We start from the raw sequence: 26,149 nt of genomic DNA, 5'->3' as shown, positions 1-26,149 counted from the left end.
CACTCGTCCGGTTAACCCTGCAGACGCTTTCAATTCGCCGTTCGATCTGATTCAAAGGGAACTCTTCATGTCGCAACCTGCTCGTTTCGCGCTGCGCCCACTGGCGCTGGCCACCTCACTGTTTTGCCTCGGCCTACCGACGGCGTACGCCGCCGGGCCGGACGCCACCCAGCAAGCCACGCGCAACTACAGCATCGCGGGCGGCTCCCTGGTCAGTGTGTTGAACAGCTTCGCCGCGCAATCGGGCATTTTTATCGCCGGCCATAACAGCCTTGCCGCCGGCAAGAGCAGCCCCGGGCTCAATGGCAGCTACACCCCGGCCAGCGGCTTGCAGCGCCTGTTGCAAGGCAGCGGCTTGCAGGCACAGCCCCAAGGCAATAACGGTTACGTGCTCGAACTGATCCCGGCCAACACTGGCGCCCTGGAGCTGGGCGCCACGACGATTTCCGGCGAGCAACTGAGCGCCATCACCGAAGACAGCCATTCCTACACCACCGGGTCCATGGCCTCGGCTACCGGCCTGCCGCTGTCGATGCGCGAAACCCCGCAATCGGTCACCGTGATCACCCGCCAGCAGATGGATGACCAAGGCTCCAACAGCATCGCCGACACCCTGCGCCGCGCCCCCGGCATCAGCGTGCAGAACTACGACAGCGAGCGCTGGGAGTTTTCCGGGCGGGGCCTGCCGATCACCAATTTCCAGTACGACGGCGTCAACTCGACCTACGACGGTGTGTACGACTACGGCACCACCAGCACCGACATGGCGGTGTACGACCACCTGGAAATCATCAAGGGTTCCGCCGGTTTGCTCAGCGGCTCCGGCGACCCGTCGGCGACGGTCAACCTGATCCGCAAAAAACCCACTGCCGCCTTCAAGGCTTCGGTGACGCAGACCTTTGGTTCGTGGGACAACTACCGCACCGAAGGCGATATCTCCGGGCCGCTGACCGAGTCCGGCAATGTGCGTGGGCGTTTTGTCGGCGTGTATCAGGATCGCCAGTCCTACCTGGACCACTACCAGAACACCAAGGACATCGCCTACGGCATCCTGGAAGCGGACCTCACGCCCGATACCCTGCTGACCTTCGGCATCGACCAACAAAACACCCGCTCCCGTGGCGCCAGCTGGACCGGCTTCCCGATGTTTTTTAGCGACGGCTCGCGCACGAATTTCTCGCGCTCGTTCAACCCGGCCGCCGACTGGAGCCGCCGCGACTTCACCAACCAGACAATCTTCGCCTCCGTGCAACAGAAACTGGCCAACGACTGGTCGCTCAAAGTCAGCCTCGACCGCAAGCGCAGTCAGCACGACACCCTGCTCGCCTCGGCCAGCGGCGGTAACCCGGACCCGGTGACGGGCGATGGTATGTACATGTTCATGGGCAAATACAAAGGCGACCAGGTGCAAAACACCCTGGACATCAACGTCAGCGGCCCCTTCAGCCTGCTGGGTCGCGAGCACGAGTTGATCATGGGTTTCATGGCCACCCGCTCGAAACAGGATGTGCCGGTGTACGGCTCGATCTACCCAGGCGTGGGCGGCAGCATCTTCGACTGGCACGGCGAGTACGCCAAACCGGACATCCCCCGCAGCGGCCAGAACGACATCGTGCAACGCCAGACCGGCGCCTACCTGGCCACCCGCCTGAAACCCACCGACGACCTGTCGGTGATCCTCGGCGCACGGGTCAACAACTTCAGCGGCACCGACACCACCGACTTCTACGACCCGACCCAGGCCGACAACCGCACCACCTATCACCAGAGCGGCGTGGTCACGCCATACGCCGGGCTGGTCTACGACCTCAACGACACCTGGTCGGCCTACACCAGCTACACCCAGATCTACCGCCCGCAAACCAGCAAGGACGCCGACCGCAAACTGCTCGACCCGGTGGAAGGCAACACCTACGAGGCGGGCCTCAAGGCCGCGTTCTACGACGGTCGCCTGAACGCCAGCTTTGCGGTGTTCCGCATCGAGCAGGACAACGTTGCCCAGTACGTTTCCGGCTTTGATACCGACTCGGTGTACCGCGCAATTGCCGGCGCCACCACCAAGGGCTTTGAAGCTGAATTGTCCGGTGAGGTGCTGGACGGCTGGAACATCTCGGCCGGCTACACCTACCAGCACACTCGCGATGCGGATGACGGCTACGTGTACAGCTCGGTGCTGCAAACCACCACGCCGCAGCAGGTGGTGCGTCTGTTCAGTTCCTATCGCCTGCCCGGCGCACTGGACAACGTCACCGTGGGCGGCGGCGTGAACTGGCAGAGCGAGTTCTTTGGCAACGTGTTCCAGCCCAACCCGAATGACAGCGTCAACGGCGGCGACTACGCGCGCATCACCCAGGACAGCTACTACCTGGTGGACCTGATGGCACGCTACCGCTTCAACGAACACCTGAGCACCACGCTCAATGTGAAGAACCTGTTCGATAAAAAGTACTACACGGGCCTTGGCAACTTCGGCACCGGGTTCTACGGTGAACCGCGCAGCCTGCAATTGGCCACGCGCTGGGATTTCTGACGTCTGACGGCGGTCGTAGCGGCAAACCACGCCAGTTTGCGAACGGCCTGCTGTCCAGACCCGTCCAGACAACCAATCATGGGGGTTTAGCCATTACCCAGGCCCCCCCATGGAAGGTTCACTGACACTCGCTTTATCTCCCGAAGACTATTCACCTGAAAACCTGGCGTTCGCCGACATCAGCTATACAGCCGCCGAGCTCAGTGAGCGCGACGATCGGCGCCGCCTGGGTGACCGTGAACTGATCGCACAATTGCTGCCTATCCTGGAGGCGCCTGTCGTCCCGGCGGCGAACAGTTCGGTCAGCGTTTCCCACCTCTCCCTGTTAGGTCAATGGGGCGATATGCTCACTAAAGCGTTCAACAGCGCACCCTTCCTCGAATGGGCCGACAAGCGCCGATTGGACTTCTCCACATTGCGGGTACGTAGCGGTGCACTCGAAGGCCAGGCGTACCTCCAACCCAACGTGCAGCGCTTTACCCTGGCCGACAACTCGGGCTGGTGGACAGTGGCCAATCCAATCATCTTCATCGCCCAACTGATGGACCCGGCGGACCTGGGCATGCCCTACCTCGGTGATCGCATTCCCCACACCGAGCGCCGATTGGGCCTGGATCGGGTACTGGCGTTCTACGGCTACCCGATGCCCACCAATCGCCCCCAAGCCTTGGTGATCAGCGAGGAGTTGCGGGCCGCCGATGCGTTTCCGTCCATTGATAGCGTTGGCCAAAACCGCTCGTTATTGCATGGGGAACGTCTCAATCAACAGCGTGACTTCCAACTACTGGCCACTACCCTGGAAAGCTTGGTTGACTTCAGCGGCCTGGAGCTGTTCAGGTCCCGCGTGCACCTGACGTCGGGATCATTGCTGGCGCGCACCGTGAAAGAAGCGGCGCAGTACCTGAAGGTGATCATTGAAGAAAGTGGCGACGGCGAATCAGCGCGATTGGCCGGGTATTTTTTTGATCGCGCAAGGCACGTGGTGAGCGTATTGCCCAATCGGCTCAAGGGCGAATTCCAGATGCGCGACTTGCTTCCCAAGACGCTGGGGCTGCACTGGCATACCTTGTGCCGCCTGGCAGACAGGCTCGATATCGATATTTACCCTGACCATAGCCTGAGCCTCGCCGCGTGCATGCAGGTCTATGGAATCGAGCGCATTACCAGCCAAGCCGCACTGACGCCTCTGGTCACACACCTCAGGCAGTGGCAGATAGCGCCAGCACCCACCCTGCACGTGGCCGCACGCAGCCTGGATGAACACTCTATCTACCACCGTTTCATTGGCGTGCTCAATGACCGTCACACCCTGCGCAACGCCCTCAACAGAATCGCCGACAGCGGCATCCTCCACGGGCCACAAGGACTGAATGCGATCATCACGATCGACACCGAAACCTTGCATGCCACACTGTTGCCCGGTCGCCAGGCATTGCAGGCGTTGGTGAATCAACCGCAGTTCGCGGTAATCCTGAAAGAACACCGCATCGATCCCGGCAGCCACGTTCTACTCAGCACCGACACTGGGATCGGCGCTCTGGACACAGAGGGCGTGTGGAAATCGCTGACTCGGGCGGTGTTGGCCGACTCGCGACTAGCGACCATGGCAAACCGGCTGAGGACCCTCGCCGGCGAATTGGGCGGCGAACTGCGCACCAACGATGCAATCAGCCTGCGCCAGGCCCTGCAACTCTATCGTATCCCGCTGCCCGGCACGCCGGAAGGCGCGCGCCTGCTAGCGCGTCGCTGGACGATTACCGTGCCCCACCCCATGTACGATAGTCATTACTGGCGCGCACTGACCCCAGCCCAAACCTCACAGCAGGCCGCTTTGACCTTGTCGACTCGGGACCGCCAGCAAGTGCTTGCAACCAGTATCCGGTTTCTCGTGGGCACCGAGCTGAGCCTGTTCGAGTACCTCAGCCAACCTGTGCTGCAAGGCAAGTCGCCGGCAGATGTCCGCGCCGAAGCCGACGTGCTGCTGATTCGCCTGATCGCCTCGCCACGCGCTCAGGAACTGGCGGGGCAATTGGCCCTGGCCGTGCACTGGCAAGGCAGGGAGACCAGCGTAAGCGATGGGCACACCAACCGCAGCGCCCTGCTATGGGCGGCGTTGATCCTGAGCCTGTCCCCCACTCCCGACACCCATAAGGGCCGGATAAACGGCCTCGACCTGACTGCCCCCTACTTCTGGGGCGAGTCCTGCACCTTTGTCCGCTCATACGTGGAGTCCAGCTTCCGGGGGTTTGAGCCCGGTACCGCGGCGCTGGCTGCACATTTGATGCTCTGCGGCCTGGCACCGCAGTTGCTGGTACGCGACATCCCCGACTCGCTGCCGTACATGGCCACCCAGACCTGGGTGTTGTTCCAGCAATACGCAACTTATCTGGAGCAACGTGCCCCAGGCGCCGCACGCCAGATGAGCCATGACGAAATCCTCTACCTGGCCTACCTGCCGCCGCGTGGCAGCTGGAAGCTGTTTCTGGACACCCCGCAGGCCACTCCGCCCATTCTCGCCTGGGCAGCGACTAACGCGGTGTTGCCGCGCAAGAAACACTACACCGGGACACAGACCAACAGCGCAATCACGGAACTCAATGCTTTGCGCACGCGGTTGCATGAAGCCCAGGCGAGCTTTTCCGTGAAAATTCCGAGTCAACGGGTCATCGCCCTGGAAACGCTGAAAAAGGTCTACCCACAGGCAACGTCACTGGACGACCTTACGTGGTCAAGAGCTACCCAGGACACCGTGACGTCCAGCAGTGAGCTGACGCATACGCCTTTGTCAGAAAGTAAGTATTCATTCGTCGACCTCTACATCGCCAACGAACTGGACGCTACATCAAGTCGCTGGGTGTGCTCGGACACGCGCATGAACTACCCGGACATGGCCCGCCGCTTTGTTCAGTTGGCGCCGTTCAACCAAGTGTTCGCCAACGCTTTCGACGCCCACGTCGCACGGCTACAGGCGGCCTATAGGGAATACCTGCAAAATGTCTTTTCGGGGTTGTCGCTGCCACGGCGCGAAGCCCTGGAGTACGGCAAGGTCGAGTTGTTTGCCTTACGCAGCGGCCCGGGCCTGGTCGGGGTGTTCGGCGTGATTGTCTGCGCCAGTTTCTACGGGAACCGGCATGTCTATGAATGCTTCCCCAAATATCTGCTGTTCAGGGCCCGCCGCGACCTGGACTACGCTACGCTGGTGGCCGCCGCTGCCTCGCCGGACCAGGCAGTACCAAACCTCGCCGTCGACTGGCCGGCCTACGCCCGAGGTACCGAACCCTCAAGGCAAACGCCAGCGCCAACCGGGCCCGGGCTATACATCGGCCAACTCGACAGGCATTTAGACGAAGTCGAAGACCTGCCGCAGACCGATGCCGAGGGCTACCGCATACCCCGCAGTTTTGACTCGCCGCGCTCCCAGGCACTGGCGTCGCTTATCATCGAGCACCATTACTTGCAGGGCCGTGCGCCACTACACTCGCTGGCAACCGTCGTCCCCACCCTGGAAACCATCAGCAGCGCCCCAGACCCGTGGAACGAGTACTTGCTCAACATGGCCCTGGCCACCAAATGAAGCCTTGAACCGTCTCCCGTTATGCAGGAGTCTAGTGCCAAGCACTCTTCGGAACCTTGCGCCATGTCCTCGCCAACCAGCCCCACGGCCCCCAGTTTCTGGCGTGACGCCGCCTTGCCGTTTGTCGAGGCGCGGACCATCGCTGACGGGCGCAAGGTCACCTACACGCGGCACGCCCATGAGCACTTTTCCATCGGTGCAGTCACCACAGGACGCAGCTATTACCACTACGGCGCCGATACGTTTGAGATCAGCGCGGGTACCGTCGTGCTGATGAACCCCGGCGACGTGCATGCATGCAATCCGATCCATGACGAGCCTTGGTCCTACCAGATGTTGTACATCGACACCCCCTGGCTGACCGACTTGCAATACCAGTTGGGGTTCAGTACCGACCTGGGCTTTCGCCAGTTCACCACGCCATACACCCGCGACAAGCTGCTGTATCGCGGCCTGTTGGAGCTGCACGGGATTTTGGTGAATGAGAAGGCAGAACACCTGCAAAAGCAAAGCGCGCTAGTGAGCTACTTCAGCGACGTGCAGCAACGCCTGAACCCTGCGCAGGCGCCCTTGCGCGAGGTCAACCACAAGCTGGAGCGGGCCGCCGAGTACATCCGTGAACACTGCACCCAGGCGTTGAAACTCGAAGACATCTGCCAGGCCGCCGAGCTGTCGCCGTCTTACCTGATCCGTGCGTTCAAGCAATATTGCGGGTTCACGCCCCACGCGTTCCTGGTCAACCAGCGTATCCAGTTTGCCCGCACACAACTGCGCCAGGGCGAACTGATCGCCGACGTGGCCCTGGCCGCCGGCTTTGCCGACCAGGCGCACTTCCAACGCACCTTCAAACAGCATTTCGCGGCCACGCCAGGGCAATACCGCGAGGTCCTCAAGCCATCAGCAGATAACCCACACTGGCCACCAGCAACGCGGCCATCGAGCGGTTGAACACGCGCATGCCCTGCGGGTTGCTCAGGTAACGCCGCAAAAACGTACCGGCATAGGCCCAACACGCCACCGACAGGTAGCAGATCACCAGATACAAGCCGGCAAACAGCCAAACCTGCTGCGCGTCGCCATCAGCGACAAACAGGCCCATCCCTGCCACGCACGCAAGCCAGGCCTTCGGGTTAAGCCATTGCATGATTGCGCCGTACAGCATGGATGGCGCGGCGGCGGCATTGTCGGCTTGCAAGCGGCCATCGTCGGCGGCCAATTTCCAGGCCATCCACAACAAAAATACCACCCCGCCCCACTGGATCAACTGCGTCAGCAACGGCCAGCGCACCAACACTTCGTGCAAGCCCAGACCGATCAACACCAGCAGCAGGGTAAAACCGGCTGCGGCGCCGAACACATGTTTCTGGCTGGCGGCAAAGCCAAAGCGAGCGCCGGAGCTGAGGGCGACCACGTTGACGGGGCCAGGCGTGATAGAGGTGGCCAGGGCGAAGGCGGCCATGGAGATGATCAAGCTCATTGCGATTCCCTTATTGTCGTGACGCTGAAGATGGCATCACGGTAAAGGGCAAATCCCACGCGGTATTGAACAAAATCACCCTCTGGGCGTTCACTGCGCCGACGTGGGGGCCTGGGTCACGATATCGCCCTGGCCCAACACTCGGCCGTCTTCGGAGACGATCTCGACCTTGCGCAACGGCTTGAGTGCGCGGGCATCCAGCAAGCGGGTGCCAAGCTGCTCCGGTTCGGTGTGCGCTTCACCCCACTGCGCCAGCGTCACCAGCACCGGCATTAGCGCGCGGCCCTTGTCGGTCAGTTGATATTCACTGCGCGCGCCCACTTCGCTGAGCTGCAACAGGCCTTGCTCGACCATCTCCTTGAGGCGCGCGGCGAGGATATTCTTGGCCACGCCCAGATGCTTCTGGAAGTCGCTGAAACGCGTCACGCCGGCAAAGGCATCGCGAATGATCAGCAGCGTCCACCAGTCACCCACCACATCCAGGGCGCGTGCGACCGGGCAACAGTCGCCTTCCAGGCATTTGCGTTTCATTGTCGGGCCTCCAGCCAGTTGAAAAAATACGGTTGCATTATAGGACCGATACGCTCAGGATAAAAACAGTTTCATCATTAAACCAAATTCACAGCCTGGAGCTCAGCATGGACATTCGTGGAAAAGTGGTACTGGTCACCGGCGCCAATCGTGGCCTGGGCAAAGCATTCGTCACCGCGCTGCTTGAAGCCGGCGCAACCAAGGTCTACGCCGGCGCGCGCAACCCTGCCAGCGTGGACATTCCAGGCAGCACGCCGATCGCCCTGGACATCACCGACGCCGCCAGCGTGCAACACGCCGCCGAGCAATGCAGCGACGTCAGCGTGGTGATCAACAACGCGGGCTTTCTCCAGTACGGCTCGCTGCTGGCCGAAGACAGTGTCGAGAACCTGCAGCAACACTTTGATGTGAACACTTTCGGCACCTTGCGTGTAAGCCGCGCGTTCGCACCGATCCTCGCCCGCCAGGGCGGCGGCGCGCTGATCAATGTGCTCTCGGTACTGAGTTGGCTGAGCCCACCGGGCGCCGGTGGCTACAGCACGTCCAAGTCCGCCCAATGGGGCTTGACCAACGGCCTGCGCGGCGAGTTGCGCGCACAAGGCACCCTGGTCATCGGCGTACACCCCGCCTACATCGACACCGACATGATCGCCGATGTGCAAGCGCCGAAAAGCACGCCCCAGGAAGTGGTCGCACTCACCCTGCAAGCCCTGGCCGAGGACCGCGAAGAAGTGCTGGTCAGCGACACCAGCCATGGGGTGAAGGCGTCGCTGTCCACGGATAGCCCGGTGTACCTCAACCATTGATCAAGGACACGTGCGTGCCCACCCCGGCACGCACGCCTTCGGCCACTGCCAACGCCACCGAACCGGCGGCGAGGGACGCATCGCCACAGGCAAACACGCCGGGGACGGAGGTCTGGCGGGTTTCGTTGGTGCTGACATAAGGACCCGTGGGGCCATCGAGCCTTGTGCACCCCAACTGTTCGGCCAGCGCGCTGATTCGCGTGCGCGTCAGGGTGAACAGGCCATCCAGGCTGAAAACCCGGCCGTCTTCCAGCTCCACATCCGCACGCTCACCGCTGATGCGACGCACGGCGCCACTTTCCCAGTTGACGCCACGCCGCTCCAACTGCGCCCGTTGCTCTGCATCCGGGGTGAATACGCCGTTGGTGAACAACGTGGTCGGCCCCCAGTCCGGCAGCATCAGCGCGTGATGCATCGCCAGCGCGGAGCTGGCCAATACGCCGATGCGCCCTTGTTCCAGCTCATAACCATGACAGTAAGGGCAATGGAACACCCGCGAGCCCCAGCGTTCCTGCAGGCCCTCGACAGCGGGCAACTCGTCCACCACACCGGTCGCGAGGATCAGGCGGCGGGCGTCAAATTCGCCGTTGCATTGGGTGCTGACGCGAAACCCGTCCGCTTGGCCATGGGCCTGGAACACGCTGTCCTGCACCCAGCTCACCGTCGGGTACTCCATCAGTTGGCTGCGCCCTTCTGCGGCGATCAGGTCGGGCGCCTGGCCGTCTTGGCCGAGAAAGCCATGGGAGGTCGCGGCAAACCGGTTGCGCCGCTGCCCCGCATCGATCACCAGCACCTTGCGCCGCGCCCTTGCCAGTTGCAGGCCCGCAGACAGGCCGGCATAACTGCCGCCCACGATAATGACGTCATACAGCATGATGGGAGACTCCGTGCTTTCTGCGCCAGGGGGTCCTTGCGCTATCACGGCACACCATAAGTTACATGAAAATACAGCGTCAAGAGTCTCGCAACTTTTTAGGTTACGAACGATACTTTGCGGCGAATCGATCCTGAGGTTTTTTGATGAGAAACGACACCCGGCTTTCGCGCATGCTGCACGTGCTGATCCATATGGGCCGCCATGAAGAACGCGCGACCTCGGAGACCATCGCACAGATGCTCGGCACCAACCCGGTGGTCGTGCGGCGCACGCTTGGGTTGCTCAAGGAAAAAGGCTACGTACGCTCGGAAAAGGGCCACCAGGGCGGCTGGACGCTGGGCAAACCCTTGAGTGAAATCACCTTGCTGGATATTCACCGGGCCTTGGGCACACCGTCGATATTTGCCATCGGCCTGTCCACCGATCACCCGGAATGCCTGGTGGAGCAAGCGGTAAACGCCGCCCTGACAGACGCATTCGAACAGGCCCAGGCCCTGCTATTGAAGCGCCTGGGCGATGTCAGCCTGGCGCAGTTGGCCGAGGACTTCGATGAGCGCTATCGCTTGGCAACGCTGCCTTAGCGCTGGGCCGGAATGCGGATATCGCCAGCGCGGCAGGTGGTTTTCACGCTGCGCGGGCAGCCGGCGAACGCCAGGTCCTTGGTCAGGCACACGCGCACTTCCGACAACACCTTGCCCTTGCAGATCACCGCCAGCCCATGGTTGCCCAGGCGCGGGTTGCTCTCGCGAAACAGCGCCTCGATCTCACGGGCCGGCAACGCCGGTGGGGTATTGAACGGCTGCAGTTGCGTCGGGATAACCACCACGCCTAGCGCCGCATCGGTCTTCTCCAGATAGTCCAGGGGCTCAAGCCCGGAACAGGTGCCATGTTTGGCCCATTCATGCTTGAGCAGCGCACGCGTGGGGAACAGCGCCGCGCCCTTGTCCATTTCTTCGCGGCTCAACCGCGACTGCGGCGCACACGACGCCGGCCACCCGCCCCGCGCGTACTGCGGCCACAAACCGTGCAACACAAAACCATAGCCTTTGCCCGAACACTGCTCGTTATTCGGGTGCGTCAGGCAAAACGTCGGTGACCACGACAACGACAACACATAAAAATCAAACTCCCCCGGCGTCCCTTGGCTACGCGGGGCCGCGCTTGAACTTGCGGCAATGAACAGCAACACCACCATCCAATATTTCATTCGTCTATATCCTTGAAAACCAAAATCTACCGTGCCTACCCAGGGTGATGGGGGTTACGTTGTAGCACCTTGTCCAGGATGCGATCTGTCTTCAGGGCCTCGATCGCCAGTGATGGATGCTCGGCGTCGCCCCGGATATGTGCGTTCATGCCCGCCACGTGATGCCACTGGATATGCGCGTGACAAGGCACCTCAAGCACCACCTGGGTGTCACCCTCAAGGCGCAACGGTTGATCGTCGAACACTGAAAATTCGATGCGGCCTCGACTGCCGATCAACTCGACGCGATCCTCGCGACGGTCCGCAACAAAATTCCAGCAACCCATGCCCAGTGCGCCCGAGGCGAAACGCCAACTGGCGGTCACTGCATCCTCGGCGGCATAACGACCCTCCTGGCGCGAGGTAAAACCGGCCACTTCGACAATATCCCCGGCCAGATACTGAAACAGGTCGAAGCCATGGCTGGCCAGGTCGGCGAAATAGCCGCCACCGGCAATCGCCGGGTCAGTGCGCCAGTTGGCAGCGCTGGCATCTTCGGCGGCAGGCGGTTTGCACAGGGTCCAGGTGAGGTGGCGCAACTCGCCGATGCGCCCTTCCCGCAGCCAATCACGCACTTGCTGGAAGCGCGGCAGCGAGCGCCGGTAATAGGAGACGAACAGATGCAACCCGGCGCGCTCAAAGGTGCGTTGCATCAACGCGCTTTGCTCGGCATTCATCGACATGGGTTTCTCGACACAGCAATGCTTGCCGGCTGCAGCCACCATCAGGCTGTATTCAAGGTGACTGGCGGGTGGCGTGGCGATGTACACCGCATCCACTTCAGGGTCGTTGATCAGCGCTTGGGCGTCGGTATAGAAGCGGGCAATCCCATGGCGTGCCGCATAATCGCGCACCGTTGCTTCACGGCGCCCCATCACGGCCACCAGCGCCGAACCTGGCACTTTGTAGAAAGCGGGTCCACTCTTTAACTCAGTGACACTGCCACAACCGATCATCCCCCAACGTACGGTGTTCATCTGTTTTCCTCGGCCGTTCAAATCAAGCGCGCAGTATCCACCTACCTCGAGGCCCCCGCTACAAGCACTTAGCATGACAATTGCATTACACTTTTATGACACTCATCCACCTGCGGGGGCACAGACGATGAAAATTCGTGCAACGGTCATTTGTGAACACGAGGGGCAAATCCTCTTCGTGCGCAAGGCCAGGTCAAAATGGGCATTGCCAGGCGGCAAGGTCGAGCGCGGCGAGCGCCCTGTGGGCGCGGCCGAACGCGAGTTGGAGGAAGAAACCGGGCTGACCGTGGACGGGTTGCTGTATTTGCAGGAACTGAAGGCGCGCGACACGCTGCATCATGTGTTCGAGGCGTCGGTGGTGAACATCGCCGACGCAAAGCCTTGTAACGAAATAGTCGATTGCCAGTGGCATGCCTATGGCGCGATGGACCAACTGGACACCACCGACGCCACCCGGCATATCGTCAAATCCTTCCTGCGTCGCCTGTAACCTTCATTTCTGTCTGGTTTTGGCCTGCCCCCGCAAATACAACGCCTCTACCAGGCTCTGTCGCTCATCCTGGGGAAGCGTGCTGGCGAATTGTGCCAGCGTCGTGTCCACCAACGCGCGCAAGGCCATATCCGCTTCGCGGGCCTTGGCCAACTCAGCCACCAGTACGTCACGGTCCAGCGTCGGCGCTTGTAGTTGCTGGATCACCCCAAGCCGGGCTTCGCGCCCAGCCATGATCAACGGCTGGCTGTCGGCACGGTTATGTCGCAACAGTTGGCGCAGTTCCCTGCGGCGCTCCGGTGGCAACTTGAACATCGCCTGGCGCAGCCCATGTCTGTTGACCACGGCTTCGACGGGTTTAGCCGTCGCCATCCAATGGTAGAGGCCGCCGCCCACGCCACCGAGCAAAAACACGTTGAGCAACACCGATACCATCAACCACGGTTTAAGGGACTTGGGCGTCATTGTTCGGTTTCCTCGGCGTTAACGCTAAACACGACTTCCGCATCGCCCTGATCGAACACGCTGGGCAGCACCTCGGCGGACAGCATCGGCAGCGGCACGCTCATCGAAGCCACCAACACCCCGGCGGCGATGCCGGCAATACCCACGCCCACCAGGCCGGCGGGTGACAGCCAGTGGGTATACCGCGACCAAAATGACGCCCGTCGCGGTGCGGATTGGCGAATCTGCCTGGCCAACGCCAGATCGGTCTGTAGCACCGCGTGAGCATCCAGTTGCGTATCCAGCCAAGCGGCCTCGTGCAAGGCCTGGCGGGCGCTGGGATCGCCGCTGTCGAGCAGGGCCTGGGCGGGCGCCTGTTCAGCAAACGGCCAGCGATGCAAGCTGGCCCCGTAGGCATCAGCCAAGTGAGCGAATCGTTCGGGCGTCATGGTTTTTCCCTTCCTGGGCGGGCAAGCCCTGGTGTATCGGCAAGTTGATTGCGCAACTGGCGGCGAGCCCGTGACAGCAGGCTCTCCAGTGCCTCGACGCTGATTTCCATCAGGGCCGCGGCGTCGATGTTCGACAGCTCCTGGTAATACTGCAGCACGATGGCTTCGCGCTGGCGCTCGGGCAATGCGGCCAACGCAGCGGCCATCCGCGCGCTGCGGTCAGCCGCTTCCAGGTGCTCGTCCGGCGACGGCGCGGTGTCGGCCAGTTGCAGCGCCTCATCTTCGTTCAGCGGGCGCTCCTTGCGCCGACGCAGGCGATCCCGGCACAGGTTCAGTGCTACCCGGTGCAACCAGGTATCAAATCGCGCCTCCCCGGCGCGCCAGTTGGCCGCCTGGCGCCAGATCCGCAGGAAGCTCTCCTGGGCCACGTCCCTGGCCTCATCGGCATCCCCCAGGATCCGACTGGCGAGCGCCAGCAGACGCGGGAGTTTGCGCGTGACCATTTCGTTGACGGCCGCAGGTTCGTTATTGCCTATACGCGCCAGCAGCTCAACGTCCGGATCAGTGTCTTTCAATCGGCTAATTCTCGGTCCGCAGGCTAAGTATCAGGTTTCAGCGCAGCCAACGGCCTTCACGCCAGTACCAGTTCGGGCCACGGGATTCCCAGTGGCCGGGCTGCCAGCGCGCATTGCGCATCACCGGCTGCCAGTGCCCCGGCACCCAGGCGTAGGCGCCGCGCTGCCAGCCCCAGTGGCCACGGTCCCAGGCGTAACCCGGGCGCCCGGCGGGGATCACCTCGACCCGCTCCACCGGCGGTGCCTGGCGAATGATGACTTCGGTCTGGGCAAACGTCGGGGTGCTGACAAACGCCGCAAAAACCAGCGGGACCAGCAAGGCATAGCGCAATTGGGCCAGTGTGCTCATGGCAACTCCTTCAGGCGGCGAACGAAAATGTCCGCTGCTGATGGGTTGAACGGCGGGTGCCGGAAAATCCGTCGCAGGGCACGCAGGTTTTTTCCGGGAGTGTATGAAGGGCAGTATTGCCCAGGGGATAACAGCGCTTGATGAAATGTTTGAAAGCTACGCGACGGATTTATGCGGGCACCGGCGTTAAAGGGATAACGCCGCACACACCAAGAGGAAATACCATGTCCCGTCGCCTATCCCTGCTGGTTGCCGCCCTGCTGATCGCCAGCCTCAGCGGCTGCGTGATCCTGCCCGAACACCGCCATTGCTGCTGGCGCTACTACGGTGCGGTCTCAACCACCACAGACACCGTCAACAGCTAACCAACCGCCGCAAACCCCCGGCGCCCGGCCTTGAGCTCAGTGCGCAGCTCACCAATAAGGTTTGAGATGGAACGGATGCTGTCCAGACCTTCGGGCGACACGCGGGTCAGCAACAGATCGACGCGCCCGGAGACCGGCTCAAACACGCTGATGCGCAGCGAACCGTCGCCATTGAGGGTGCAGTCACACGACAGCGGCAGAAAGCCCACGGCCATGATGCGATTGAATTCGGTGATTGGGATCATGATAAGCCCCCGTCCCTGGGTTCTACCCTGCTGGTTGGATTCGACCAGATTAGTTGAGGTTTGGCCGCATCTGGAGAATTAATGCAAAAGTGTTAGCCAAGCCTCATTTTGCCCGCAAAACGCTGGCCCGCTGGCGCCAGAAACCCAGCACACGACCTCTCGTCTGCTGCCACGGCGAAGGCTTGACTCCCACCCGCGATCACCAGACGCTCTTGGCTTTTCGCCACTACCCGAGCCGCCGCCCATGAGCATCGATCCCCCGAGCCAGCCCGACAGCGATGTGTACAAGACCCTGCTGGAATCGACCAAGGCCATCCCCTGGCGCATCGACTGGCAGACCATGACCTTCAGCTACATCGGCCCGCAGATTGAAACGCTGCTGGGTTGGACCCCGCAAAGCTGGGTCAGCGTGGATGACTGGGTCGAGCGCATGCACCCGGATGATCGCGAATACGTGGTGAATTTCTGCGTGTCGCAATCCCGCGCGGGCGTGGACCACGAGGCCGACTACCGCGCGCTGACGGTGAACGGCGACTACGTGTGGATCCGCGATGTGGTGCATGTGGTGCGCAAGGACGGCGAAGTCGAAGCGCTGATTGGCTTTATGTTCGATATCAGTGAACGCAAGAAGACCGAAGAACACCTGATCCGCCTGCAGAAACAACTGGAGGAATATTCCTTCCAGGACGGCCTCACCGGCATCGCCAACCGGCGCATGTTCGACACCGTGCTGGAGCGCGAATGGACCAGCGCCCAACGCAGCCAGTTGCCGCTGTCGCTGATCATCCTCGATATCGACTTTTTCAAGCAGTACAACGACCACTACGGCCATATCAAGGGCGACGAATGCCTGCGCCAGGTCGCGCATACACTGTCACAGGCCGCAAACCGCCCTCGGGACTTCATCGCGCGCATTGGCGGTGAAGAGTTTGTGTGGCTGCTGCCGGAAACGGACGCCGACTCGGCGAAGTTGGTGGCGCAACGCTGCCTGCACCTGGTGCGCCAAAGGCAGATCGAGCATGGGTTTTCCCCGGTATCCAAATGGCTGAGCGTCAGCCTTGGCGTTGGCACCCACACGGTGACGCCAGACAGCCCAATGCTGGGGTTTGTCGAACAGGTCGATAAGTTGCTGTACCAGGCCAAACGCAATGGACGGATGCGCGCAGAGTTTGCCGCTATTGAAGTTTGACGCCGAGGTCAAATCGCGGGCAAAAAAAATCCCAAGTAGCTGATGGAAACTTGGGATTTAAAAATGCATAAACCGTGGGAGGTGAACGCGTGGCTATAGTAGCGATTGTAAAAAGCTGTAACAAGTCCAAATCAATCCTTTCGTCGGATTAAAACAGCCGTAAGTCATTCAATAACCACATGTTTTTTAAGGTGGCCGGGTATATGAGTGCCACTTTTTGGTGCAAGTAAGGGCGATACTTGTGACGTATATTCCCCTTTATTAAAGAGGGTTATTGATTACTGCGACCTGACACTTCGCCACCGTTGTTCGCGCAACTGTCGCCCAGTTTCAAGCCCCCGGACGCGGCAGCACCGGCCAAACGTTCCACCTGCTGACACAGCACCAAACGCTCAGCCGCCTCGGCCCGCTGGCGATCCGCGCTGGCGTTGATATGCATGAAGTAAGCGCCCAGCAGCACCGCGACACACAGCACGCCGACCGCGAAGTGGCGCAGGCTATTAGAGGGCGACGTCTCTGGGGCAGCCATGGCGTTAGCTAGCCCTGCTCTTCTCATAACGCACGTCGTCGCCCTCAACTGCGCCGACCACCGTCCAGCCCAGCCGTTGATAGAAACCGTTGGCGCGGATTTCGCCACGCCCATCCGTTATCAGGAACAGGGTTTCATGGTGTTCAAACAACGCCGCCTCGGCGACTGCCATCAGTTGGCGCCCCAAGCCAAGGTTCTCGTAGGCCGGCGACACAAACATCGCAAACACCTCGCCTGCGGCCAGGTCAATCATCGAGAAAGCCGCAGGCTGGCCGTCGACTTCAGCAATCCAGACACAAGGGGCTTGGCGGATGCTGTCGGCCAGCACTTGCGGCGTAATGCCCAGATCCGCCATCTGCTCGACACTCAAATGGTTTTGCACAACCGAGGTACGCAGGGTGAAGAGAATCTCGACGTCATCCTGCGTCGCTGCCCGAATAAGGGTTTGCATAGTTGCCTCCTTTTGAAGGGCGCAATTGTATGCAAATACAAACACAGCAATTGTCGTGGTTTTGTAAACCGTCTCGCTAGCGGGTCACAGGTTTGGCAACAGTCCCTGCTTGCCCTATCCAAGCATAGGTATCGACACAACGACCGGACCTGACAAAACCCGAAGCTCTGGCTCCGGCTCTGGCTTTTCAGCTTTTGATCTTGATCTTGGGCGCCCCGTTAACCACGCTGGCCGAACGCAGGCTTGAATCCGTGGGTAACCCGGCAGGACGCCGGGTTAGCCGCCCCGCGCCATGGATGGCCCATGACGGCGGCCCACGGATTCAAGCCGGAGAGAGGGCACACCGAGCCTAGGCGAGGTGCCGAGTGGTGGGGCAAGAGCGTTTTGCTTACTTTTGCGCTCTTCAAAAGTGAGCCGCCGTAAGGGCGGAACCAATATCAGCCGTTACCGAAATAACGGATATGTACTCCGACCAAAAAGCCTCAGCGCCCAACACATAGCTATCGCAGGCAAGCCAGCTCCCACATTAGGCCGGCGTACACCCGATAAGACTTGGTCGCATGATAGGTCGCCTTCGCGAGCAAGCCCGCTCCCACAGTTGAACCGGTTTACACCCGGTAAGACTCGGCCGCAGGACTGTCCGTCTCGGGAGCAAGCTCCCTCGCCACAGGTCCAGCAGCAATGCTCACCACGCCTATCCAAGAGCAGCTCAGCAGCCGATACAACGGCAAGCACGCCGCCTGGATCAGCAGCATGCGCATCACCTGCATCGCCGTCACCAACGTCACGGCCAACCCCAAGGCCTCGGCGGTCAGGCTCATCTCTGGCGCGCTGCCGGGCATCATGCCCAGGGCCAGCGACAGCCACGGCATACCCAGCCACGTCCCCAGCGCCCAGGCCGCCAGCGCCGTGGCGATCACCGAGCCGCTCAGCAGCACCAGCACCTTGGCGAGAAAACCCGGGGCGCGCCGGAAAAAACTGCGCTCAAAGGCCGCGCCCAATGCACAGCCGATCAGCAACTGGCCGGCGCCACTCAGCCAGCCGGGCATGCTCATCGACAAGTTGTTGCAGGCGACGCCCACCGCACAAATCAGGAACGGGCCGAAGGTCCAGGGATTGGGCAGGTTGCAGCGTTTGAACCCCATCGCCGCCAGCAGGCTGATGCCCAGGATAAAGATCAGCCAGGGCCAGATCACCGGTAATGGCGCGGGGGCAGCGGTATGCGCCAAGCCAAAGGTCGCGACCGCTGGTACTGCCAGCAGGATCAACAACAACCGCAGGCTGTGGGCGGCAGCGATCAAACCGGGGTCGGCTTGGCGCTGGCGGCCCAAGTGGACCATCTCCGTGGAGTTGGCCGGCATCAACGCGAAAAACGCCGTGCCAAAGGCCACGCCCCAGCGGTGCAGCAACCACACCGAGCCTAATGCCAACACCAGCGTCAACAGCACCGCCGTGACGATCAGCCCGAGGTGCGCGACCACTTGTTGCATCACCGGCAAGGTGAAATGGCAACCAACCGCCACGGCGACAATCAACTGCCCGGCTTCGCGCCCATGGGGAATTTGCGGAACCCTCGCCCCGCTACACCGGCTGATCAATACCGCCAGCAACGAACCGATGACCCAGGGCAACGGCCAGCCGGCCCACTGCGCAAGGCTGCCGCCCAAGGCGCCGACAATCAGGGTTACAAGCCAATACTGGCGAAGGTTGAGGGTCATGATGAAGTCCGGCATGGAGAAGAGTGCCGACAGGTTATAGACTGGCTGGCATCACAAAAAATATCCATTTGTGAAACAACCCATCACTCTTTGTTATGTGAGCCCTCGTGAACCTCAAAGCCCTGGAGTACTGCGTCGAAATCGCCCGCCAAGGCAGCTTTACCAAGGCCGCGCAGGCCCTGCATGTGGCGCAGCCGGCGCTGAGCATGGCGGTCAGCCGCCTGGAAGATGAGCTGGGCGTGGCACTCTTCAACCGTGCCACGCGGCAGATCAGCGTAACGGCCGAAGGCCAGCTGTTCCTCGCCCGCGCGGAAGCCTGCCTGCAAGGGTTGGCGGGTGCCCGTCGTGAGTTGCAGGACCTGACGCACTTGCACAGCGGCGAAATCCGCGTCGGCATCCCGCCGATGTACGGCATCCGGCATATTCCCGAGTTGCTGATGCAGTTCCGCGCGCACTACCCCGGCATTGCCATGCACGTGGTGGAAGGCAGTGCCGATGACATCAGCGCGCGCCTGGCAACACGGGATATTGATGTGGCCCTGCTTGAGTCGCGGCGCGTCGATCCCGACTGGCAGTCGGTGTTGCTCGGCAGTGATGAGATGGTGTTGTGCATGCATGAGCACCACCCGTTGGCGAGCGCCAACTCGGTCGCGGCAGAGCGCTTGCGGGGCGAACCGATGCTGGTGTTCGACAACACCTTCCTGCAACGCCACCTGTTGGATGCGTTTTGCAGCAACGCCCGGGTGCGCTTCAACATCGCCCTGGAAAGCAACTTCGTGCCGCTGGTGATTGCCGCCACGCGCAGTGGCATGGGGCTTTCCACCCTGCTGCGTTCAGTGCAGGAACAGGAGCCCGGATTGGCCGGAGTGTCGTTCGAACCTGCGCAGTTCATGCACTTCAACCTGTGCTGGCGGGGCAGCGAATACCTGTCCCAGGCCAATCGACGGTTTATTGAAACGGCGAAGGTGTATTTCCAGGAAGACGCCAGCTCACCGCTGTCGCACTGAACCGGCTATTTGCGCGCCACTTTGTAGCGCACGCAATCCTGGTAAAAACTCTGGCGGATCGCTTCGGGCTTGAGCCGGGAGCGACTGTCATAGGTCTGTTCGGTGATGCCCATGGCCATCATGCGCATCCACGACTTGTTGAACTTGATGGTCTGGATCTTCTGCCGAGCGGCATACAACGACACCCCCGACAGCTTCAATTCCTGGGCCCTGGCGGCCGTGCCCGCGCCCCAACTGCACATGTACTTGTCACCCTCGCGCAGCTCCCGTGCCTGCACGGCAGCCGCGCCGCCTGCCAGTGAGCAGGCGATCAGCATGATTCCAACAGTGCGCATTAACATCCCCGACTAACCGACTGAAAATAAAAGCGATTCTGCCGAGGATTTTGTTACAAAGGGGCCATTAAAGTGCCTTATCACCACTGATAGGTGGCACTCGCTTGTACCGTGCGCTGTGAGCCATACCAGCACCACGAGTAGGAATAGCACGATGCGACGTACTCTTTATTCGCCAGGTTGGTGGCGTTGAGGGCCAGGCGCAGGTTGTCCTTGAGGCTGGTGATGTTCGGGATGTCGTAGTGCACCGCCGCGTCGAACAAGGTGTAGCCCGGCACTTTCAGGGTGTTGGCCGTGTCGCCCCAGGACGAGCCGACATAACGCGCACCGGCGCCGGCACCGAAGCCCTTGAGGTGGCCATCATGGAAGGTGTAGTCCGCCCAGGCCGATGCCGTGTGGCGAGGCACCGCGTAGGTGGTGGTGCCTTCGGCGGCGATGGCCGGGCCTACGCCGATGTCGCTGATGGGCGCATAACGCACGGTGCTGTTGGACTTGCTGATGCGGTTATCCAGGTAAGCGTAAGCCGCGGTGATATCCAGGTTATCGTTGAGGCTGGCCTTGCCTTCCAGTTCAAAGCCACGGGACTGCACTTCGCCATCCTGGCTCTGGCAGCGACCGGTGCCGCACAGGTGGGTGGGGTCTGGATCGGTGGTCAGTACATTGCTCTGGCGTAGATCGAAAATCGCCGCGGTGATAAAGCTGTTGCTGCCCGGCGGCTGGTACTTGATGCCGATTTCATACTGCTTGCCTTCGGTCGGCTTGAACACCGAGCCACCGTAGCCGGTACCCGACTGCGGGTTGAACGACTCCGAGTAACTGGCATACGGCGCCAGGCCATTATCCAACAGATAGACCAGGCCGATTCGGCCGGTGAAGGCCTTGCTGTCCAGGGAGGACTTGCTCTTGGCGCCGGTGCTGAGGGTCTGGGTGCTGTTATCGGTGCTGGCCCAGTCATAGCGACCGCCCAGCAGCAGCACCCACTTGTCCCACTTCATCTGTTCTTGCAGGTACACGCCGGTCTGTTCGCTGCGCGACGTGCCGTCGGTGGTGTATGCCGGCACCGGCACAGCCGCGCCGTACACCGGGTTGAAAATATCCAGGGTCGGCCCGGCGGTGTAGACGCCGGATCCGGACTTGGTGTCGGTGCTGGTGTTCTGGTAGTCGAGGCCCATCAACAAGGTGTGCTGCAACGGGCCGGTATCAAACTTGGCCTGCACCTGGTTGTCGAGGGTATAGGCGTCCATGTTCACATCGCTGGCGATGGTCGAACGGCGGATGGTGCGGTAGTCCGTCATCAGGTAGTTGCTGTAGAGGCTGCGGTACTGGCCTTCGCTGCGCAGGTAACGGGCATTCTGGCGCACGGTCCACACGTCGTTGAAGCGGTGTTCGAAGGCGTAACCGATGGAGTAGTACTCGCGGTCGCTCTTCTCGAAGTTCTTCTCGCCATCATAGAACCCCACATCGATATCGTGCCCGGTCGGGCTGTGCAGCACCGAGCCCCACGCCGGCACCGAGCCGTAGGAGGCGCCCTTGGGGTCCTTCTGGAAGTGCCCGAGCAGGGTCAGCGACGTATCGTCATCCGGGCGCCAGGTGAAAGCGCTGGACAGGGCCTGGCGGCGGGTTTCGGTGTGATCCACCTGCCCATCGGCATCGTCAAAAAGCCCGGCCACGCGATAGGAATACACGCCCTGGTCATCAATCGGGCCACTCAGGTCAAAGGTCGTACGCTTCTTGTCGAAGGTGCCGTACTCCACGCCCACCTCATGAAACGGCGTGTCCAGCGGGCGCTTGCTGACCATGTTGATCACGCCGCTGGGCGTGCCCTGCCCGTACAGCACCGAGGCCGGGCCACGCAGGACTTCGACACGCTCCAGGTCAAAGGCATCTTTTTGCGGCAACGCGTCGCGGCTCGATGGCATACGCAGGCCATCGAGGTAAGTGGCGGGCGAAAAACCGCGGATGGTCAACTGGTCGAGACGCGAAGCGGTGGCGCCACGGGTTTCCGGGACCACGGCCGCGCTGTAGCGCAGGATCTGGTTGAGGCTCTCGGCGTTCTGCGCGCGCATCTGGTCTTTGGTGACGATGGAGATCGACTGCGGGGTCTCGATGATCGGCGTGTCGGTCTTGGTGCCCGACAGGCTGCGGGTGGCCACGTAACCGGCCACGGGTCCGGTGGGGCTTTCGCTGTGGTAGGCGCCGCTGATGGTGGTGGCCTGCAACTCCATGGCCGCGCCGTTATCCGGGATGGCTTCGAGGCGATAGCGGTCGGCGGAGATCTTCAACGCTTGCAGGCCGCTGCCGGCGAGCAATTGGCTCAGCGCCACATCGGTGGCGTACTGCCCGCTCAAGCCGTTGCTGTGTTTGCCGCGAGTGAGGCCGGCATCGAATGCCAGCACCAGGCCAGCCTGCTCGGCGAGGCTATTGAGGGCCTGGCTCAAATCGCCAGCGGGAATCGAGAAACCGCGCACGGTGCTGGAGGTCTCGGCGGCGCAAACGGACGGAGTATTCAGCAACGGCACAGCAGCAAAAGCCATCGCCACTGACAGGGCCAGTGGGTGCAAGGGACGGGCAAGCGACATGGGAAGTCCTGGGTAATAGAGGTTCTATTAACCATGACGGGCAGCTCGGAAGATCGGGCAAGGATGAGAGCGATTTTTATTTGCGCCGGTGTGTTTTCAGCCCCACGCTACTACCAACAACCCCACCCCCAACACCAGGCACAACGGCGAATAGAAATACGTATCCAGCCGGGCAAACCGCGACCCACCGACCTTCTTGAAAAAGCCCACCAGCTCCGAATCGCCAATCGCCCGGGCAAACATGACCAGGGCTATCGCGCTGATGCCCCACTGCAACGCGCCATGGGAAACCGCCGAAAAGTACAAGCCGGCGCGCAGGCACACGAGCAACGCAATCGCTACCAAGCCCATCGCCACCAGCAGCGTCCCCAGTGCCGAAGGCTTGAACGCCGGCCTGGGCCCGCGGGCAAATTCGCCGGGCAATTGGGGGATGGCGGCGAGGCTGCCGAGCTTGCCACCGGCAGCCCAGTAAAGGTGGACCATGCTGATGCAGGTAAACACCCCGACGATCCATCGCGCAATGACAAAGCTCATGGCTGGCTCTCCCTGGAAAAGTCCGGAAGAGGATAGTCGCCCTGAGTATTTTTGCAGGCATTTCGTCGGCGGCTGGTGGTAAAGTGCCGCCCCATGAAATTCGCCCGCGCCGACCGCTCACTCATTGCCTGGATGCTCTACTGCTGCGTCCTGTTCAATGTGTTCGCCTGCAGCATCGGTCACGGGCAGATGGTCGGGATGCAGCTCAACGGCATCGGCGGCCAGTTCTGTACGGTGGACCCGCGCACCCAGGCGCCCGCCCCTGCCAACTCCACCGACGAGAGCCTGCCGACCCTGGCCAAGGCGTTCGGTTGCCCGCTGTGTTCCAGCGGCGGTATGGGCCCGGCCCTCAGTTCCAGCCTGAATGTGGCGGTATTGCCCCAACCCCATGCGCCACCACCCGCCGTGGTGCTGGCCGCTGACATCCCTGCCCGTTTTACCTGGCCCGCGGCTCACCCGCGCGCGCCACCTGCTGTCGCCTGATCCCTTCGCTGTCTGATCTGCACTGAGCACCGCATCCCCAAGGGCGTGCGCGCGGCTGTGCGTTGTTTTCAAGCCAAGTTTTTCAGGATTCAACCATGAAACATTTACCCCTGTTGGCCGGCCTGTTCGGCTGCCTGCCTGTCTGCGCCTGGGCCTTAGAGCTGGCGCCCACCACCATCGATGGCGAGCAAAGCGCCGAACCCGGCCTGACGCTGGATCAATCCAGCGGCATGGCCTCACGGCTGGGGCTGAGCGTGCGGGAAACCCCGGCATCGGTGGCCATCGCCACCCGTAACGATATCGAACGCCACGGCGTCAAGACCTTCCGCGATGCGGCCAACACCCTGCCCGGCGTCAATGCCAGCGCGCCGCCTGGGTTTGGCGGGTTCGTGTCTTATCGTGGCTTTACCAGCAGCCAGATCACCCAGATGTTCAACGGCATCAACGTCGCGACCGGCCTGGCCCGCCCGGTGGACGCCTGGATCTACGACCGCGTGGAATTGGTGGGCGGCCCCTCCTCCCTGATCAACGGTGCCGGCTCCGTGGGCGGTTCGCTCAACTACGTGACCAAGCTCGCCGGCCGCGAAGAACAAGCTGCGCAAGGTCAGCTCAGCTATGGCAGCTACGACACCACCGGCATCGCCTTCGGCCTCAACCACGCCCTCACCGAGCCGGGCGCCGAGGTGCAGCACTACGCGCGCCTGGATGTGAGCCGCAACACCAACCACAGCTATATCGAGCGCGATCAACGCGAGGCCTGGAGCCTGGCGTTTTCCCTGCTCAGCGACCTCACGCCAAACCTGTCCCACACCCTGGCCCTGGAATACCAGGATGAACATGAGGACAGCCCTTACTGGGGCACCCCGGTGCTCAATCCCAAGGCCGGCGAGCTGAAGATCGACCGGCACAACCGCTTCAACAACTACAACGTTGCCGATGGCCGTTATGAGCAGCGCACCCTGTGGGCGCGGTCGATCATCGACTACCGGATCAACGACAGCACCACGTTGAAAAACACCCTCTATCACCTCGACAGCCAGCGCGACTACCGCAACCTGGAGACCTACCAGTACAACGCCGACAACAGCGCGGTGAACCGCTCGACCGCGTATCAGGTGCGCCATCAGGGCGAGCAGAATGGCAACCAGTTCGAGCTGCGCCACGACGCCAGCGTCTTCGGCCTGGCGACCACCTGGTCTGGCGGCTTCGAATACAAAATCAACAGCACCACCAGTAGCCCACTGCGCGCGGCGGGAAACAGTGCAGTTGATCCAAACCACTTCGACCCGGGGCATTTCTATGCGATCCCGGGCACCCGACCTGGTTTTATCAAGGACAAGACCAACGAGGTCACCACCCGGGCCCTGTTCGTGGAAAACCGCCTGGGCCTCACCGACAAACTGTCGCTGTTGACCGGTCTGCGTTATGACGCTATCGACCTGGATGTCACCAATCACGGCACCGTGACCGCCACCAACCCGCGACACTTCAAACGTAGTTGGGAGCCGTTGACCGGACGCGTTGGCCTGACCTACCAGTTCATCCCCTCAGCGAATGTCTACGTGCAATACAGCACCGCCGCCGAGCAGCCGACAACCACGACCCAGGTGTTCGACGTGTCTACCGGCAAGCAGTGGGAAGTGGGCAGCAAATTCGATTACCTGGACGGCCGTGGCTCGGCCACCGTTGCCGCCTACCGGATCGAGCGCAAGGACTTTGCCGTCACCGACCCACTGGACCCGACCAGCAGCATTCCCGTCGGCGCACAGACATCCCGCGGCATCGAGTTGGCCAGCTCATTGCGCATCACCCCACGGTTGCTGGCCGAAGGCAACTTCGCCTGGGTGGACGCCGAATACGACGAGTCCAACGAGAAGATCGCCAGCGGCGCCGTGGTCTCGCGCAAGGGCAACACCCCGACCAACGTGCCCAAGCGCGTGGGCAACCTGTGGCTGACGTATGACTTCACCGAAGACTGGCAAGGCGGTGTGGATGCGCGGTATGTGGCGCAGGTGTATGCGGATAACGCCAACACCCTGACCGTGCCGACGTACACGTTGTTCGGCACGTTCCTGCGCTACAAGGTGGATCAACACACCTCGGTGACGGGTCGAGTGCGCAACCTGACGAATGAGGTGTATGCCGAGTTTGCGCATGTGTCGCCGGCGTATTACCTGGGGTCGCCAAGGACTTTCGAGTTGGCGGTACAAACCAGGTTCTAACCTGAAATGGGATCAAATGTGGGAGCGGGCTTGCTCGCGAATGCTGAGTGTCAGTCAACCTATTCGGCGACTGATACACCGCATTCGCGAGCAAGCTGAACTGGCCTAATGATTTTGGACACTTCAATCGGGCGCTATGATAGCGCCCAAATCTGAGGTGTTTGGAT

General features: G+C 61.6%; 27 protein-coding genes. 11 read left to right on the top strand and 16 right to left on the bottom strand.

Translation table 11 applies throughout. The annotated features are described in order from the left end of the window. Positions 1 to 67: 67 nt before the first annotated feature. The 3 genes from ACZRMO_RS23200 (at position 68) to ACZRMO_RS23190 (ending at position 7,052) form a co-directional block, all read left to right on the top strand. Complete coding sequence (locus tag ACZRMO_RS23200) at positions 68 to 2,530, top strand: TonB-dependent siderophore receptor (RefSeq protein WP_463974309.1); 2,463 nt, start codon at positions 68 to 70, stop codon at positions 2,528 to 2,530. 109 nt (positions 2,531 to 2,639) lie between these two features. Continuing rightward, positions 2,640 to 6,104, top strand: coding sequence for a hypothetical protein (locus tag ACZRMO_RS23195; protein WP_463974308.1), 3,465 nt, complete (start codon positions 2,640 to 2,642; stop codon positions 6,102 to 6,104). 63 nt (positions 6,105 to 6,167) lie between these two features. Continuing rightward, positions 6,168 to 7,052 carry a helix-turn-helix domain-containing protein gene (locus ACZRMO_RS23190; RefSeq protein WP_463974307.1) on the top strand — a complete coding sequence of 295 codons (885 nt, stop codon included), beginning with the start codon at positions 6,168 to 6,170 and terminating at the stop codon, positions 7,050 to 7,052. Here the strand turns inward: ACZRMO_RS23190 and ACZRMO_RS23185 are convergent. After that, positions 6,994 to 7,581, bottom strand: coding sequence for a LysE family translocator (locus ACZRMO_RS23185; protein ID WP_463974306.1), 588 nt, complete (start codon positions 7,579 to 7,581; stop codon positions 6,994 to 6,996). The two genes, ACZRMO_RS23190 and ACZRMO_RS23185, sit on opposite strands and share 59 nt — an antisense overlap. Positions 7,582 to 7,671: 90 nt before the next feature. Then, entirely contained in the window at positions 7,672 to 8,112 is a 441-nt protein-coding gene (locus ACZRMO_RS23180; protein WP_463974305.1) for a winged helix-turn-helix transcriptional regulator, read from the bottom strand. A 107-nt stretch (positions 8,113 to 8,219) separates the two neighbouring features. Between ACZRMO_RS23180 and ACZRMO_RS23175 the strand changes: the two genes are divergently transcribed. Continuing rightward, positions 8,220 to 8,918 carry an SDR family oxidoreductase gene (locus ACZRMO_RS23175; protein ID WP_463974304.1) on the top strand — a complete coding sequence of 233 codons (699 nt, stop codon included), beginning with the start codon at positions 8,220 to 8,222 and terminating at the stop codon, positions 8,916 to 8,918. On the opposite strand, the gene ACZRMO_RS23170 is transcribed toward ACZRMO_RS23175, so the two are convergent. After that, the gene (locus ACZRMO_RS23170; protein ID WP_463974303.1) at positions 8,908 to 9,792 is read right to left on the bottom strand and encodes an NAD(P)/FAD-dependent oxidoreductase; all 885 of its coding nucleotides are present in this window, start codon (positions 9,790 to 9,792) and stop codon (positions 8,908 to 8,910) included. The genes ACZRMO_RS23175 and ACZRMO_RS23170 overlap by 11 nt on opposite strands. Before the next feature lie 146 nt (positions 9,793 to 9,938). Between ACZRMO_RS23170 and ACZRMO_RS23165 the strand changes: the two genes are divergently transcribed. Then, on the top strand, positions 9,939 to 10,376 hold the full coding sequence (locus tag ACZRMO_RS23165) for an Rrf2 family transcriptional regulator (protein WP_124529170.1): 438 nt from the start codon (positions 9,939 to 9,941) through the stop codon (positions 10,374 to 10,376). Here the strand turns inward: ACZRMO_RS23165 and ACZRMO_RS23160 are convergent. Together ACZRMO_RS23160 and ACZRMO_RS23155 are read right to left on the bottom strand one after the other, a co-directional pair. After that, on the bottom strand, positions 10,373 to 11,002 hold the full coding sequence (locus ACZRMO_RS23160; protein ID WP_463974302.1) for a ribonuclease T2 family protein: 630 nt from the start codon (positions 11,000 to 11,002) through the stop codon (positions 10,373 to 10,375). The genes ACZRMO_RS23165 and ACZRMO_RS23160 overlap by 4 nt on opposite strands. Positions 11,003 to 11,037: 35 nt before the next feature. Further along, a complete protein-coding gene (locus tag ACZRMO_RS23155; protein WP_463974301.1) occupies positions 11,038 to 12,018 on the bottom strand; it encodes a Gfo/Idh/MocA family protein in 981 nt (326 codons plus the stop codon). Between the two features lie 127 nt (positions 12,019 to 12,145). Between ACZRMO_RS23155 and ACZRMO_RS23150 the strand changes: the two genes are divergently transcribed. Continuing rightward, complete coding sequence (locus ACZRMO_RS23150) at positions 12,146 to 12,508, top strand: NUDIX hydrolase (protein ID WP_463974300.1); 363 nt, start codon at positions 12,146 to 12,148, stop codon at positions 12,506 to 12,508. 3 nt (positions 12,509 to 12,511) lie between these two features. On the opposite strand, the gene ACZRMO_RS23145 is transcribed toward ACZRMO_RS23150, so the two are convergent. The 4 genes from ACZRMO_RS23145 to ACZRMO_RS23130 are packed head-to-tail and all read right to left on the bottom strand — an operon-like array spanning position 12,512 to position 14,325. Then, the gene (locus tag ACZRMO_RS23145) at positions 12,512 to 12,973 is read right to left on the bottom strand and encodes a periplasmic heavy metal sensor (protein ID WP_463974299.1); all 462 of its coding nucleotides are present in this window, start codon (positions 12,971 to 12,973) and stop codon (positions 12,512 to 12,514) included. Beyond that, positions 12,970 to 13,401 carry a hypothetical protein gene (locus ACZRMO_RS23140; RefSeq protein WP_463974298.1) on the bottom strand — a complete coding sequence of 144 codons (432 nt, stop codon included), beginning with the start codon at positions 13,399 to 13,401 and terminating at the stop codon, positions 12,970 to 12,972. The genes ACZRMO_RS23145 and ACZRMO_RS23140 overlap by 4 nt, the downstream gene beginning before the upstream one ends. Continuing rightward, positions 13,398 to 13,976: an RNA polymerase sigma factor gene (locus ACZRMO_RS23135; RefSeq protein WP_463974297.1), complete on the bottom strand. Its 579-nt coding sequence runs from the start codon at positions 13,974 to 13,976 to the stop codon at positions 13,398 to 13,400. The genes ACZRMO_RS23140 and ACZRMO_RS23135 overlap by 4 nt, the downstream gene beginning before the upstream one ends. Before the next feature lie 37 nt (positions 13,977 to 14,013). Further along, positions 14,014 to 14,325, bottom strand: a complete 312-nt coding sequence (locus ACZRMO_RS23130) for a YXWGXW repeat-containing protein (protein WP_463974296.1) — start codon at positions 14,323 to 14,325, stop codon at positions 14,014 to 14,016. Positions 14,326 to 14,549: 224 nt separating this feature from the next. Here ACZRMO_RS23130 and ACZRMO_RS23125 point away from each other — a divergent pair, with 224 nt between their 5' ends. Further along, on the top strand, positions 14,550 to 14,690 hold the full coding sequence (locus ACZRMO_RS23125) for a hypothetical protein (RefSeq protein ID WP_463974295.1): 141 nt from the start codon (positions 14,550 to 14,552) through the stop codon (positions 14,688 to 14,690). On the opposite strand, the gene ACZRMO_RS23120 is transcribed toward ACZRMO_RS23125, so the two are convergent. Continuing rightward, on the bottom strand, positions 14,687 to 14,935 hold the full coding sequence (locus ACZRMO_RS23120; protein ID WP_124529186.1) for a DUF1652 domain-containing protein: 249 nt from the start codon (positions 14,933 to 14,935) through the stop codon (positions 14,687 to 14,689). The two genes, ACZRMO_RS23125 and ACZRMO_RS23120, sit on opposite strands and share 4 nt — an antisense overlap. Before the next feature lie 244 nt (positions 14,936 to 15,179). On the opposite strand from ACZRMO_RS23120, the gene ACZRMO_RS23115 reads away from it, so the two are divergent. Then, entirely contained in the window at positions 15,180 to 16,124 is a 945-nt protein-coding gene (locus ACZRMO_RS23115) for a GGDEF domain-containing protein (protein ID WP_463974294.1), read from the top strand. Between the two features lie 271 nt (positions 16,125 to 16,395). On the opposite strand, the gene ACZRMO_RS23110 is transcribed toward ACZRMO_RS23115, so the two are convergent. The 3 genes from ACZRMO_RS23110 to ACZRMO_RS23100 form a co-directional block, all read right to left on the bottom strand. Next, positions 16,396 to 16,653, bottom strand: a complete 258-nt coding sequence (locus ACZRMO_RS23110; RefSeq protein ID WP_463974293.1) for a hypothetical protein — start codon at positions 16,651 to 16,653, stop codon at positions 16,396 to 16,398. Positions 16,654 to 16,657: 4 nt separating this feature from the next. After that, positions 16,658 to 17,104: a GNAT family N-acetyltransferase gene (locus tag ACZRMO_RS23105; RefSeq protein WP_124529192.1), complete on the bottom strand. Its 447-nt coding sequence runs from the start codon at positions 17,102 to 17,104 to the stop codon at positions 16,658 to 16,660. Positions 17,105 to 17,712: 608 nt separating this feature from the next. Then, on the bottom strand, positions 17,713 to 18,822 hold the full coding sequence (locus ACZRMO_RS23100; protein ID WP_463974292.1) for an AbrB family transcriptional regulator: 1,110 nt from the start codon (positions 18,820 to 18,822) through the stop codon (positions 17,713 to 17,715). Between the two features lie 107 nt (positions 18,823 to 18,929). Here ACZRMO_RS23100 and ACZRMO_RS23095 point away from each other — a divergent pair, with 107 nt between their 5' ends. Then, positions 18,930 to 19,829 (top strand): LysR family transcriptional regulator, encoded by a 900-nt coding sequence (locus tag ACZRMO_RS23095; protein ID WP_463974291.1) that lies wholly within the window; start codon positions 18,930 to 18,932, stop codon positions 19,827 to 19,829. A gap of 5 nt (positions 19,830 to 19,834) precedes the next feature. On the opposite strand, the gene ACZRMO_RS23090 is transcribed toward ACZRMO_RS23095, so the two are convergent. The 3 genes from ACZRMO_RS23090 to ACZRMO_RS23080 all read right to left on the bottom strand — a co-directional run bounded on the left by ACZRMO_RS23090 (position 19,835) and on the right by ACZRMO_RS23080 (position 23,277). After that, positions 19,835 to 20,164, bottom strand: a complete 330-nt coding sequence (locus tag ACZRMO_RS23090) for a hypothetical protein (RefSeq protein ID WP_026136677.1) — start codon at positions 20,162 to 20,164, stop codon at positions 19,835 to 19,837. Positions 20,165 to 20,244: 80 nt separating this feature from the next. Then, positions 20,245 to 22,743, bottom strand: coding sequence for a TonB-dependent siderophore receptor (locus ACZRMO_RS23085; RefSeq protein ID WP_463974290.1), 2,499 nt, complete (start codon positions 22,741 to 22,743; stop codon positions 20,245 to 20,247). A gap of 96 nt (positions 22,744 to 22,839) precedes the next feature. Continuing rightward, the gene (locus tag ACZRMO_RS23080) at positions 22,840 to 23,277 is read right to left on the bottom strand and encodes a DUF3995 domain-containing protein (protein WP_124530054.1); all 438 of its coding nucleotides are present in this window, start codon (positions 23,275 to 23,277) and stop codon (positions 22,840 to 22,842) included. 93 nt (positions 23,278 to 23,370) lie between these two features. Between ACZRMO_RS23080 and ACZRMO_RS23075 the strand changes: the two genes are divergently transcribed. Both ACZRMO_RS23075 and ACZRMO_RS23070 read left to right on the top strand, forming a co-directional pair. Next, positions 23,371 to 23,760 carry a DUF2946 domain-containing protein gene (locus ACZRMO_RS23075; protein ID WP_463974289.1) on the top strand — a complete coding sequence of 130 codons (390 nt, stop codon included), beginning with the start codon at positions 23,371 to 23,373 and terminating at the stop codon, positions 23,758 to 23,760. Between the two features lie 95 nt (positions 23,761 to 23,855). Then, entirely contained in the window at positions 23,856 to 25,982 is a 2,127-nt protein-coding gene (locus tag ACZRMO_RS23070) for a TonB-dependent receptor (protein WP_463974288.1), read from the top strand. Positions 25,983 to 26,149 lie beyond the last annotated feature (167 nt).

Source organism: Pseudomonas sp. B611, assembly GCF_055407965.1.
This window is presented reverse-complemented; position numbering and strand designations above follow the sequence as displayed.

Coding starts and splice junctions, on each gene's coding strand:
- ACZRMO_RS23155 (WP_463974301.1), bottom strand. CDS start 12,018: ATGAACACCGTACGTTGGGGGATGATCGGTTGTGGCAGTGTCACTGAG.
- ACZRMO_RS23160 (WP_463974302.1), bottom strand. CDS start 11,002: ATGAAATATTGGATGGTGGTGTTGCTGTTCATTGCCGCAAGTTCAAGC.
- ACZRMO_RS23120 (WP_124529186.1), bottom strand. CDS start 14,935: ATGATCCCAATCACCGAATTCAATCGCATCATGGCCGTGGGCTTTCTG.
- ACZRMO_RS23140 (WP_463974298.1), bottom strand. CDS start 13,401: ATGACGCCCGAACGATTCGCTCACTTGGCTGATGCCTACGGGGCCAGC.
- ACZRMO_RS23200 (WP_463974309.1), top strand. CDS start 68: ATGTCGCAACCTGCTCGTTTCGCGCTGCGCCCACTGGCGCTGGCCACC.
- ACZRMO_RS23070 (WP_463974288.1), top strand. CDS start 23,856: ATGAAACATTTACCCCTGTTGGCCGGCCTGTTCGGCTGCCTGCCTGTC.
- ACZRMO_RS23195 (WP_463974308.1), top strand. CDS start 2,640: ATGGAAGGTTCACTGACACTCGCTTTATCTCCCGAAGACTATTCACCT.
- ACZRMO_RS23175 (WP_463974304.1), top strand. CDS start 8,220: ATGGACATTCGTGGAAAAGTGGTACTGGTCACCGGCGCCAATCGTGGC.
- ACZRMO_RS23115 (WP_463974294.1), top strand. CDS start 15,180: ATGAGCATCGATCCCCCGAGCCAGCCCGACAGCGATGTGTACAAGACC.
- ACZRMO_RS23130 (WP_463974296.1), bottom strand. CDS start 14,325: ATGAGCACACTGGCCCAATTGCGCTATGCCTTGCTGGTCCCGCTGGTT.
- ACZRMO_RS23190 (WP_463974307.1), top strand. CDS start 6,168: ATGTCCTCGCCAACCAGCCCCACGGCCCCCAGTTTCTGGCGTGACGCC.
- ACZRMO_RS23150 (WP_463974300.1), top strand. CDS start 12,146: ATGAAAATTCGTGCAACGGTCATTTGTGAACACGAGGGGCAAATCCTC.
- ACZRMO_RS23125 (WP_463974295.1), top strand. CDS start 14,550: ATGTCCCGTCGCCTATCCCTGCTGGTTGCCGCCCTGCTGATCGCCAGC.
- ACZRMO_RS23170 (WP_463974303.1), bottom strand. CDS start 9,792: ATGCTGTATGACGTCATTATCGTGGGCGGCAGTTATGCCGGCCTGTCT.
- ACZRMO_RS23090 (WP_026136677.1), bottom strand. CDS start 20,164: ATGCGCACTGTTGGAATCATGCTGATCGCCTGCTCACTGGCAGGCGGC.
- ACZRMO_RS23105 (WP_124529192.1), bottom strand. CDS start 17,104: ATGCAAACCCTTATTCGGGCAGCGACGCAGGATGACGTCGAGATTCTC.
- ACZRMO_RS23185 (WP_463974306.1), bottom strand. CDS start 7,581: ATGAGCTTGATCATCTCCATGGCCGCCTTCGCCCTGGCCACCTCTATC.
- ACZRMO_RS23100 (WP_463974292.1), bottom strand. CDS start 18,822: ATGACCCTCAACCTTCGCCAGTATTGGCTTGTAACCCTGATTGTCGGC.
- ACZRMO_RS23180 (WP_463974305.1), bottom strand. CDS start 8,112: ATGAAACGCAAATGCCTGGAAGGCGACTGTTGCCCGGTCGCACGCGCC.
- ACZRMO_RS23085 (WP_463974290.1), bottom strand. CDS start 22,743: ATGTCGCTTGCCCGTCCCTTGCACCCACTGGCCCTGTCAGTGGCGATG.
- ACZRMO_RS23110 (WP_463974293.1), bottom strand. CDS start 16,653: ATGGCTGCCCCAGAGACGTCGCCCTCTAATAGCCTGCGCCACTTCGCG.
- ACZRMO_RS23165 (WP_124529170.1), top strand. CDS start 9,939: ATGAGAAACGACACCCGGCTTTCGCGCATGCTGCACGTGCTGATCCAT.
- ACZRMO_RS23075 (WP_463974289.1), top strand. CDS start 23,371: ATGAAATTCGCCCGCGCCGACCGCTCACTCATTGCCTGGATGCTCTAC.
- ACZRMO_RS23145 (WP_463974299.1), bottom strand. CDS start 12,973: ATGACGCCCAAGTCCCTTAAACCGTGGTTGATGGTATCGGTGTTGCTC.
- ACZRMO_RS23080 (WP_124530054.1), bottom strand. CDS start 23,277: ATGAGCTTTGTCATTGCGCGATGGATCGTCGGGGTGTTTACCTGCATC.